9 protein-coding genes are annotated in these 10356 nt (G+C 61.4%); 6 read left to right on the top strand and 3 right to left on the bottom strand.

The features are described 5' to 3' along the window. On the bottom strand, positions 1-966 hold the full coding sequence (locus tag CVS27_RS12210) for a proteasome assembly chaperone family protein (protein WP_103466002.1): 966 nt from the start codon (positions 964-966) through the stop codon (positions 1-3). A 234-nt stretch (positions 967-1200) separates the two neighbouring features. Between CVS27_RS12210 and CVS27_RS12215 the strand changes: the two genes are divergently transcribed. The 4 genes from CVS27_RS12215 to CVS27_RS12230 all read left to right on the top strand — a co-directional run bounded on the left by CVS27_RS12215 (position 1201) and on the right by CVS27_RS12230 (position 6771). Further along, positions 1201-2724, top strand: coding sequence for a leucyl aminopeptidase (locus tag CVS27_RS12215; RefSeq protein WP_243400159.1), 1524 nt, complete (start codon positions 1201-1203; stop codon positions 2722-2724). Between the two features lie 309 nt (positions 2725-3033). Continuing rightward, a complete protein-coding gene (gene lpdA, locus CVS27_RS12220; RefSeq protein WP_103466003.1) occupies positions 3034-4416 on the top strand; it encodes a dihydrolipoyl dehydrogenase in 1383 nt (460 codons plus the stop codon). Between the two features lie 140 nt (positions 4417-4556). Continuing rightward, the gene (sucB, locus tag CVS27_RS12225; RefSeq protein WP_103466004.1) at positions 4557-6266 is read left to right on the top strand and encodes a 2-oxoglutarate dehydrogenase, E2 component, dihydrolipoamide succinyltransferase; all 1710 of its coding nucleotides are present in this window, start codon (positions 4557-4559) and stop codon (positions 6264-6266) included. Positions 6267-6417: 151 nt separating this feature from the next. Continuing rightward, on the top strand, positions 6418-6771 hold the full coding sequence (locus CVS27_RS12230; protein WP_103466005.1) for a hypothetical protein: 354 nt from the start codon (positions 6418-6420) through the stop codon (positions 6769-6771). 207 nt (positions 6772-6978) lie between these two features. On the opposite strand, the gene CVS27_RS20795 is transcribed toward CVS27_RS12230, so the two are convergent. Then, on the bottom strand, positions 6979-7137 hold the full coding sequence (locus CVS27_RS20795) for a hypothetical protein (protein ID WP_165788300.1): 159 nt from the start codon (positions 7135-7137) through the stop codon (positions 6979-6981). A gap of 77 nt (positions 7138-7214) precedes the next feature. On the opposite strand from CVS27_RS20795, the gene CVS27_RS12235 reads away from it, so the two are divergent. After that, a complete protein-coding gene (locus CVS27_RS12235) occupies positions 7215-7643 on the top strand; it encodes an OsmC family peroxiredoxin (protein ID WP_103466006.1) in 429 nt (142 codons plus the stop codon). A gap of 92 nt (positions 7644-7735) precedes the next feature. Here CVS27_RS12235 and CVS27_RS12240 read toward each other — a convergent pair whose 3' ends face one another. Next, complete coding sequence (locus CVS27_RS12240) at positions 7736-9454, bottom strand: protein kinase domain-containing protein (protein ID WP_103466007.1); 1719 nt, start codon at positions 9452-9454, stop codon at positions 7736-7738. Positions 9455-9565: 111 nt separating this feature from the next. Here CVS27_RS12240 and lipB point away from each other — a divergent pair, with 111 nt between their 5' ends. Then, entirely contained in the window at positions 9566-10282 is a 717-nt protein-coding gene (gene lipB / locus CVS27_RS12245; protein WP_103466008.1) for a lipoyl(octanoyl) transferase LipB, read from the top strand. Positions 10283-10356: the final 74 nt, after the last annotated feature.

Here is a 10356-nt window from a genome sequence, read left to right on the forward strand (position 1 = left end):
TTAGCTTAAGCCAGATTCCGTGTCGTCTTCCTTCCCGGAGTCCCGGCTGGCCAAATAGGCCTCAACGGCTGCACCCAGCTCATCGGCACCGGGCAATTCGTCATTGTCCCCGGCCAGCAGGGATCGCCGCGCGGTCCCGTCGGTGTGTTCGTCATACTGCTTTTCAAGGTTGGCAACAACCGTGGCCACCTCGGTGGAGCCCTCCACCTGTTCGGTGATTTGGCGTTCCACGGCACGGCCGGCCTCGCGGAGTCGTTCGCTGGGAAGCATCAAGGAGGCTGCGGCGCCCAAGTATTCCAAACCGGCGACGGCGGCCGGCGGGTACTCGGCGTCGGACAGGTAGTGCGGCACATGGATGGCGTAGCCCACCACGTTGCGGTGGGCGGCGGCCAGCTTGAATTCGAGTACGTGTCCAATGGCCGAGGGAATTTCCAGGGTGGTTTTCCAGGCCGAGATCCCTTCAATCAAATCCGGCCGGTTGCCGTGCACCGTGGCGCCGATGGGGCGGGTGTGCGGCACGGGCATGGGGACCGAATGCACCCAAGCCACCAGGTTCACATCGAAGCGCTCCACCAGTCCAAGGACGGCCAAGCTAAAGCGCTCCCACTGCAAGTCCGGCTCGTTGCCCGTCAAGTAGAGGAAGGGTGTGCCCAGAGCATCAACCATGCGGTACAGCACTAGCGACGGTGCCTTGTAGTCGCTGAGATGGTCCTCGGTGAAGGTGATCCGGGGCCGGCGTGAGCGGTAGTCAATGAGCTGGTCAATGTCGAACACGGCAACCGGGTCCCCCGTCAGCTCCTCCCCCAGCTCGGCGGCAATTTGTGTCACCACATGGCCGGCGTCGGAGAATCCGGTAAAGGACATGAGCAAGTTGGTGCCACGCAGGTCTTCGGCGTCGATGAGCTGCTCGTTGAGGGCATAAAGGGATTCGTGGTCTTGAAAGGGTGTGTATTCGATGTTATTCATAGTCTTCCTCAGCAGCTTACGTCTCTAACCAGCACAACACCGCACACACCCTTAATCATCCCGCGACGGTTCGCCGGCCACCCGCGTGCGGCGCCGCCGTCGTACTGCAAGAACATGATCCAGCCGCCAACACCGCCGCACTAGGGCCGTTTGAGCCATCGAACCCAGCATGGCGCTACGATCGGTAACAGCGACATCCGTTCAGAAACACCACAACGTGAGGACAGTATTTCCGTGAGTTCCAAAGAAAATATCACCTTCCGCGTCATCAACACAGGCTTGGCCAAGCTCGCTGCGGACGCCCTCGTCATAGCTGTTGGCAAGGGACCTGACGGTCCGGTCATCGTGGATGCACCCTTGTCAGCAGTGGCGCTGACATCCCTCGAGGCATCCCTGACCGCCCTGGGCGTCACCGGAGCCGCCGACCAGGTGGTGCGCCTGCCAGGCTTGCCCGACACGGGCGCCAAGATTCTGGTACTGGCAGGAATGGGCCCGGTCAACACCAAAGCAATCACCGATGAGTCATTGCGCCGCACCGCTGGAGCCGCTGTTCGCCAGCTGGCTGGCCTGAGCCATGTGGTCCTTGCCTTGCCGACGACGGCGGTGGGCCAGGTTGCGGCGCTTGCCGAAGGCGCCGCCCTGGGCGCCTACCAATACGCCAGCCTGCATTCGAGCAAGGAAGGCAAAAAGGATCCCGTAGCCAAGGTCACCATCTTCTCCACTTTGGCGAAGGACCCGGAGCTGGCCGCAGCGTTGGAGCGCGCCTCAGTGGTGGCCAAGGCCGTCAACGCCACCCGCACCCTCGTCAACGAGCCCCCCAGCACGCTCTACCCCGCCACTTTTGCCGAGGCCGCCAAGGACCTCGCCAAGGGTTTGCCGGTCAGGGTGACAGTCTTCGATGAGAAGCGCCTGCTCAAGGACGGCTACGGCGGCATCATGGGCGTTGGCCAGGGCTCCTCACGCCCGCCGCGCATGGTCAAGCTCGAGTACAAGTCGGACAAGGCAGTGGCCGACCTGGCCCTGGTGGGCAAGGGCATCACCTTCGACAGTGGCGGAATTTCCATCAAGCCCGGCGCCGGCATGGTCACCATGAAGTGCGACATGGCCGGGGCTGCAGCAGTTTTGAACGCCGTCCTGGCCGTGGCCGGCCTTGGACTGCCCGTCAACGTCACCGGCTGGCTCTGCATCGCAGAAAACATGCCCTCCGGCACGGCCATCCGCCCCTCCGACGTGCTGACCATTTTTGGCGGCAAAACAGTTGAGGTTCTCAACACCGACGCCGAAGGCCGCCTCGTCATGGCCGATGGCCTGGTCGCCGCCTCCCGCGAGTTACCCGACGTCATCATCGACGTGGCCACTTTAACGGGCGCCCAGGTGGTGGCCCTGGGCCACCGCACCGCCGGTGTCATGGGTGATGAGGGAGTCAGTGCAGCCCTCAAAGCAGCAGCGGACAGGGCTGGAGAACTGATCTGGCCCATGCCCTTGCCGGAGGAACTGCGACCCTCGCTGGACTCACCCGTGGCTGACATGGCCAACATTGGCGAACGGATGGGCGGCATGATGACGGCCGCCGTGTTCCTGCAGGAGTTCATTGGCAAGGGCAAGGACGGGGAAACTATCCCCTGGGCCCACCTGGACATTGCCGGGCCAGCCTTCAATGAGGGTGCCCCGTACGGCTACACGCCCAAGCAGGGCACCGGCATGGCCGTGCGCACACTGGTTGCCTACATCGAAGATGTTGTGGCCCGCAGCATCTAATACCGGCCAGTAGATCTATGCAAGCATGTCGCGGTCCCGTGCACTCACGGGGCCGCGACTAGTTTATGGCCACACACCACGGGCAGCCCCCGCCCAGCAAACGGACTAGTGAGTATGAACACATTCCGCATTACTGTGACAGCGCTGACGGTCTCGCATGGAACAACTGACGTAAGGTGAATGCTGAAAGTATTTGTCTTTGACTGAGAAGTTGTAGACCATCCACAATGGATGCGTCGCTTCTCTCAATAATTGATGAGATGACGCGCCACTAATGTGCGCGTCACCCGAACGCGAGGGAGCGTCTAAGTGGCCGATCAGGCAGCTGGGCAAGAATTCGATATTTTGGTTCTCGGCGGTGGCAGCGGCGGTTACGCAACTGCGCTTCGAGCAGTCCAATTGGGCATGACCGTTGGTTTGGTGGAAAAGAGCAAGTTGGGCGGCACATGCCTGCACAACGGCTGTATCCCCACCAAGGCGCTGCTGCATGCAGCCGAAGTAGCCGATCACGCTCGCGAAGGCGCCTCAATCGGCGTCAACAGCCAGCTCAACGGTATTGACCTGGTGGCTGTCAACAAGTACAAAGACGGCATCATTGCCGGCAAGTACAAGGGCTTGCAGGGCCTCATCAAGGGCAAGGGCATCACTGTCATCGACGGCGAAGGCAAGCTCACGGCAGCCAACACCATCACCGTGAACGGTGTGAACTACACCGGCAAGAACATTGTTCTGGCCACCGGTTCATACTCCCGCAGCCTGCCTGGTTTGGAAATCGGCGGCAAGGTCATCAACTCCGACGATGCACTGAGCATGGAAACCCTGCCCAAGAGCGCCATCGTGCTCGGTGGCGGCGTCATCGGCGTCGAATTTGCTTCCGTTTGGAAGTCCTTCGGCGTGGACGTCACCATCATTGAAGGCATGGCTTCCTTGGTTCCCAACGAGGATGCCGCGATCATCAAGGTGCTCGAGCGCACCTTCCGCAAACGCGGCATCAAATTCAACACCGGCACCTTCTTCCAGGGCGTCGAGCAGACCAACGACGGCGTCAAGGCCACCTTGGTTGATGGCAAGACGTTTGAAGCTGACCTCATGCTTGTTGCCGTTGGCCGTGGCCCATCCACCGCAGGTCTTGGCTTTGAAGAAGCCGGCGTCACGATTGACCGCGGCTTCGTCATCACCAACGACCGCCTGCACACCGGCGTCGGCAACATTTACGCCGTGGGCGACATTGTCCCCGGCATACAGTTGGCACACCGCGGCTTCCAGCAGGGCATCTTCGTTGCCGAGGAAATTGCCGGCATGAACCCGGTGATTGTTGAAGACATCAACATCCCGAAGGTCACTTACTGTGACCCGGAGATTGCCTCCGTTGGTTTGAACGAGAAGCAGGCCAAGGAAAAGTTTGGCGATGCCAACGTTGAAACCACCGAGTACAACTTGGCTGGCAACGGCAAGAGCGCCATCCTGGGCACCGGCGGCATCATCAAGTATGTTCGCGAAAAGGATGGCCCCGTGGTGGGTGTTCACATGATCGGCAGCCACATTGGCGAGCAGATCGGTGAAGCACAGCTCATTGTGAACTGGGAAGCGTACCCGGAGGACATTGCTGGCCTCATTCACGCTCACCCCACACAGAACGAAGCTCTTGGAGAAGCGGCAATGGCCTTGGCCGGACGCCCGCTCCACGGCTAGCAAGAATATTCTTAGTGCACCCGGCGCCCGCGTCGGGTGCACTAAGCTAAAAACATACTTAATCTAAAGAATTTCGCGGCAGATGCACGCATGTGCACCATGAGCGAAATGCAGCGCACATGAAGGAGAACGGGGACGCAATGTCTGAATCCGTGAACTTGCCCGCATTGGGTGAAAGCGTTACCGAAGGTACCGTTACGCGATGGCTCAAGCAGGTCGGGGACCGCGTCGAAATCGACGAGCCCCTGCTGGAAGTATCCACCGACAAGGTTGACACCGAAATCCCGTCACCTTTTGCCGGCATCTTGGAAGAAATCGTTGTAGCCGAGGACGAGACAGCAGAAGTTGGCGCCACCCTGGCCCGCATCGGCACGGGTGAAGCAGCTCCTGCTGCAGCCGCACCGGTCGAGGCTCCTGTTGCGCAAGCCGCTCCGGTTGCCGAGGCTGCCCCGGTGGCTGAAGCCGCTCCGGCAGCACCTGTCGAGGCCGCTGCCGCAGCTCCCGCCGGCGATTCCCACGAACTGGTGCTCCCCGCCTTGGGCGAGAGCGTCACCGAAGGCACTGTCACCCGCTGGTTGAAGGCTGTTGGCGACACCATCGAAATCGATGAGCCGCTCCTTGAGGTCTCCACCGACAAGGTTGACACCGAGATCCCCTCCCCCGTGGCTGGCGTCTTGCTGGAAATCCGCGTTCCCGAGGACGAGACAGCTGAAGTTGGTGGGGTCCTGGCATTGATCGGCTCCGCCGCTGCTGCAGTAGCTGCACCGGCTGCACCGGCTGCTGCACCCGCGGCTCCCCTTGCAGCTCCGGCTCCGGTAGCCGCACCTGTTGCAGCTCCGGCCGCACCGGCTGCTGCTCCCGCCGCTCCCGCGGCTCCCGTTGCAGCTGCAGCGGCTCCCGCGGCAGCTCCCGCCGCTGGCGCCGAGTCCAACTACGTGACCCCGTTGGTGCGCAAGCTTGCCAACCAGCACGGCGTTGACATCACCTCAGTCACCGGCACAGGGGTTGGTGGACGCATCCGCAAGCAGGATGTTGTTGCTGCCGCTGACGCCGCCAAGGCCGCCGCTGCCCCGGCACCTGCCGCAGCGTCCGCTGCCAAGGCTGCTCCCGCCGTCGTGCCGTCTTCATTGCGCGGCACCACTGTCAAGGCTCCCCGGATCCGTCAGGTCATTGCCCGCCGCATGCGCGAGTCGCTGGAAGCTTCCACGCAGCTCACGCAGGTGCACGAGATCGACATGACGCGCATCGTCAAGCTGCGCAACCAGGCCAAGGGACCGTTCCAGGCTGTCAACGGCACCAAGCTGACATTCCTGCCGTTCATTGCCAAGGCTGTGACCGAGGCGCTCAAGCAGCACCCCAAGGTCAATGGCGAGTACAACGAGGAAACTCAGGAAATTACCTACCACAACGCCGAGCACCTCGCGATTGCTGTGGACACTGACAAGGGCCTGCTGGTTCCTGTCATCTCCAACGCAGGCGATCTGAACCTCGCTGGCCTGGCCGGCAAGATTGCTGATGTTGCCTCACGCACCCGCAGCGGCAAGATCGGTCCGGACGAACTGTCCGGCGGCACGTTCTCCATCACGAACATCGGAAGCGTCGGCGCACTGTTCGACACCCCGATCATCAACCAGCCCAACGTTGCCATCCTTGGCACCGGCGCGATCGTCAAGCGCGCAGTGGTTGTTGCTGACGCTGACGGCGATGACACCATCGCCATCCGTCACATGATGTACCTGTGCCTGACGTACGACCACCGCCTGGTGGACGGCGCGGACGCCGGCCGCTTCCTGCAGACCTTGAAGGTCCGCCTGGAAGATGGCGCGTTCGAGGCTGACCTGGGCCTGTAACACCCTGACGCACGACGGCGGCCGGTGACTTGAGTTTTCAAGTCGCCGGCCGCCGTCGTTGTACCAACTGTTGTTGCGTGCCGTTGTCATCTTTGCCACATAAGGCCCACCTTGATAGACACTGTGTCACTAAGTTGCATAAGCTTGCAGCATGGACTTCTTACGCTTAGTGCTCGTATTTTTGCATATTCTTGGTGCCGCTGCGATCGTTGGCGGCTGGCTCGCTGCATTCAAGACGCCCACCGTCACTCAGTGGCAGTGGATTGGCGCGCTGACCCAGCTCATCACCGGCCTGCTGCTGGTTGGCCTGGCCTCAATGGGTGACGGCGAGGGCCCCAACAACTTCAAGGTCGCCGTGAAGCTGCTCATCGCCCTCGTGGTGGTTGTGGCCGCGTTCATTGGCCGCCGCAAGGTCAAGAACAACCAGGACGTCCCGAAGGGACTGGCCCACGCTGTGGGTGGCATGGCGTTCATCAACGTGGCTGTGGCAGTTTTCTGGGTGTAACAACTCGTTGACGAACAGCGCCTGTCGGCGCTTTCTTCGCACAAACGCATGTTTTCCGCTGATAGGTGGTTGGGCAACCACCTATCAGCGGAAAACATGCGTTTTTTGCGTTAATGGACTGGCGTCGACGTCGTCCCCCGTAACGTCCAGATGCAGGCGGCACCGCCCCTCGGTGGGCCCGGCAACCTCCTTGAACGCCAAACGCGGCTAACCTTCATCAGCCTTGGGCCGTGTGAAGCCGCTGGCCGAGAAAGAAATTTCGGTGTCCAGGAACGCTTTCCAAAAGTCAGCCAAGGTGTTGGTGTTGATGACGATCGTGGATAGCTTAATCATGCGCACCGTGTAATGGGCGCGTGTGAATGCCATCTACGGCATAAGGTTGTGGTGAATGCCAAGATGAGATGTGGCATTGATAAATATTTGATTCTTCACAAGGAGTGAACATGGCTAGTACACGCAACGCCCACACAGGCTGGGTTGGCAACCTCGCAACCGGCACCGGACACGTCACCTTGGACAGCTCGGAGCTGGGCACCTACGAGGTCACCTGGAAGGCCCGCACAGAGGCCTCCGAGGGCAAGACAAGCCCCGAAGAGCTGATCGCAGCTGCTCACTCTTCATGCTTCGCCATGGGCTTCACTCACGCACTCGATGGAGAGGGCTACACGGCCGAGTACGTGAACACCAGCGCTGCTGTCACCTTCGTACCGGGCACCGGCATTACCGGCAGCCACCTGACACTTGCGACAAAGATCCCCGGCATCAGCCAGGAAGACTTTGACCGCATTGCCAACGATGCCAAGCTCGGTTGCCCGGTTTCTGGCGCGCTGGCTGCAATCAACATCACCCTTGAGGCAACCCTGGAGGCTTAGTCCCCACCCGCTCCCACCGGAGTTGTTGGGCCCAAGATTGGGGCCCTCGCGGTGCCTTTGAGTAGGTGGCGGCTGCCTTGAGCAGTTGCCACCTACTTTTTTGCGTTTACGGGAAGTATTCGCTCAACGACCCAGCGCCCATCCGTACGTATCAGGACAATGCTCAAGTTCTGGCTCTGTTCCTGATCCTGGTGGTGCACAACGGTTCCTTGAGCATTGTGCTCGGCGAAGGAACTAGTGGTCACTGAAGCCTGGACAGTGGCGCGGGCATCGTCTGCGGGGCCTGTCAGGACGGCTTGGTCAACCCTGGTCTCCAGTCCAGTCAAGCTGTGCCCCAACTCGGCCAGGTCTGCCAGTATTGCAGCATCCGCGGCAAGGGCGGGCGAGCCCTGAGCATTGATCTTGCCCAGCAGTTCGGCGTCGGCTGTTGACAGGGCATGGGAGCGAGCCCATGCCAACGCTGTGAGGGCCTCCACCGGCTCCGTCGAGCCCAGGCCACGTTGAATCTCTGCCGGCAACGCTGCAGCCCACGCCATGGAGGGATGCTGGCTGCTTTCCACCACTGGCAGGGACGGGCCTGCCTCATGCGCCGGCTCCACACCGCTGAACAAGTGTGGCATCAGGAGAAGGCCACAAGCCGCGAGAACCAGCGCAGCGAGGCTGAGCGACACTGCCACAGCCTTGCCGCGGCCCAAACCCCCATGCTGGCCCCCACCGCCGCGCCTGCCGGAATGGTGCCCGCCGGCACCGCGCCTGAAGCCCACACGGCTTTCACCATCCCACAGCCTGCCCAGCCGCCGTCCCGCCCTGACGCCAAGCTCTCCGCGTGGCCAGCGTCGCAGCCCAGGATCGGCGGTACCAGTCCGACGGGGCCGCATCAGGGGCAAAGTTCGCACCTTCCCTCCCCAACTGCCGCGGTGCCGTCTCGCTTTCGACTCCTGGCGGGTGAGTAGGTCCGGCAGCACGCTGGGATGGACCGCATTGGCCAGGGCTACCGGCTCAGCGCGGGCACTGCGAAAGACAGCCTGGGCGAAGGCCGCAGCCGTGGGGCGCTGCTTGGAATCCTCATTGAGTCCGGCCTCCAGAGCGGCCAGCAACTCGGTAGGAACGCCAGGCACAAACGTTGTCAGAGGCAAGCGATTCCGCGCGACTGGCGGCACATGTCCGGTGAGTGCAAACCACCCCAACGCGGCCATACCGAACACGTCGGAGGCCTCGTTGCGTTCGGTGTCCTGTTCACAGACGAATCCGGGAGTCCCTGTTGGTGCCGCCGGCCCCTGGCCCAGCAGCCGGCCCAAACCAAAATCGCCCAGATACGGTTTGCCCGCGGCGCTGAGCAAAACGTTACCGGCGGACACGTCTCCATGAACGGCCCCACGCCCATGCAGGAAGGCCAGCACCTGGCCCAAGGGCGTCAAAACGGTGACAGTCTCTCCTACTGTCAACGGCCCCGTGGCACGAACCACTTGACCCACGGAGCCGCCTGCAGCGTAGTCCATCAGCAAGACGAGGGCCCCGTGTGAATCGCTTACCACGCCGTGGATCGGAATAAGGTGCTCATGACTAAACTGCATCAAAATCCGTAATTCCTGTGTGATGTAGCTTTCATTGTGACGCAGAGCTGCCCCGTCCCCATTGAGCTCCCCGTCGGCCTTGGCTGCCATAATCTTCGCCGCCACAGCCGGGCCACCAGTGTGAGGCGCCAGGAGCCAAACGTGGCCCTGTGCCCCGTAACCTAGAGACCGCACTGCGTCGAAACCAGCAACAATGGGCGGCTGCCCGGCCCCTGCTGACGATACTTCGAGTTCCATGTATTAGTTGTAGTCCTGTTTTCAATATTCTGCTCGGAGTTATCCACAGAGTGCAGCTGGCGAGGAAATTCTGATTTAGGCGAAAATGCAACAAGGTCTAAAGTGACCTCTATGACTCTTGAGTTCTGCGACGTCGGATTTGCACCGAATTTCATTGATTACACAGTTGCGTGGGACCAGCAACGCGTCATCCACGCTGGAGTGGTTGACGGAACAGCTCCCAACACTGTCATGCTCCTGGAGCACGCAGCTGTCTACACCGCCGGAAAGCTCACCGAAGATCATGAGCGCCCCTTTGATGGGACACCCGTGATCAACGTTGACCGCGGCGGAAAACTTACCTGGCACGGTCCCGGCCAGCTGGTCATGTACCCCATAGTTCGCCTTGCCGACCATCACGGTATCCGCGCCTACGTCCACGCACTGGAGGACATCATCATTGAAGTCCTGGCCCACCATGGCGTGGACGGCGTCCGCGTGCGCGGCCGGGCAGGCATTTGGCTCTTGGCCGATGACAAGGGTCCCGACCGGAAAATTGCGGCCATCGGCATCAGGGTTCACGAGGGCGTGACCATGCATGGGATTGCCATCAACGCCAGCAACAGCCTTGCGCCCTACCAACAAATCATCGCCTGCGGCATCAACGACGCCGGCACCACCTCGCTGCAGGCGGAAACAGGCGAGAACATCACCCCGGCCGGTTTGCTGGAGCAGTTGAAGGTAGCCACCACCCGAATCCTGACACCCCTTGTCACCGAATTTCAGCCACCATTGGCCACAACCCCTGGAACCGCTGCAGCGGACCAGCCAGAAGGAGCATTGCTGTGACGTTGGCACCTGAGGGACGTAAGTTGTTGCGGATTGAGCAGCGTAATGCTGCTGTGCCGGTGGAGCGGAAGCCT

Source organism: Arthrobacter glacialis (assembly GCF_002909445.1).
Lineage (GTDB): Bacteria > Actinomycetota > Actinomycetes > Actinomycetales > Micrococcaceae > Specibacter > Specibacter glacialis.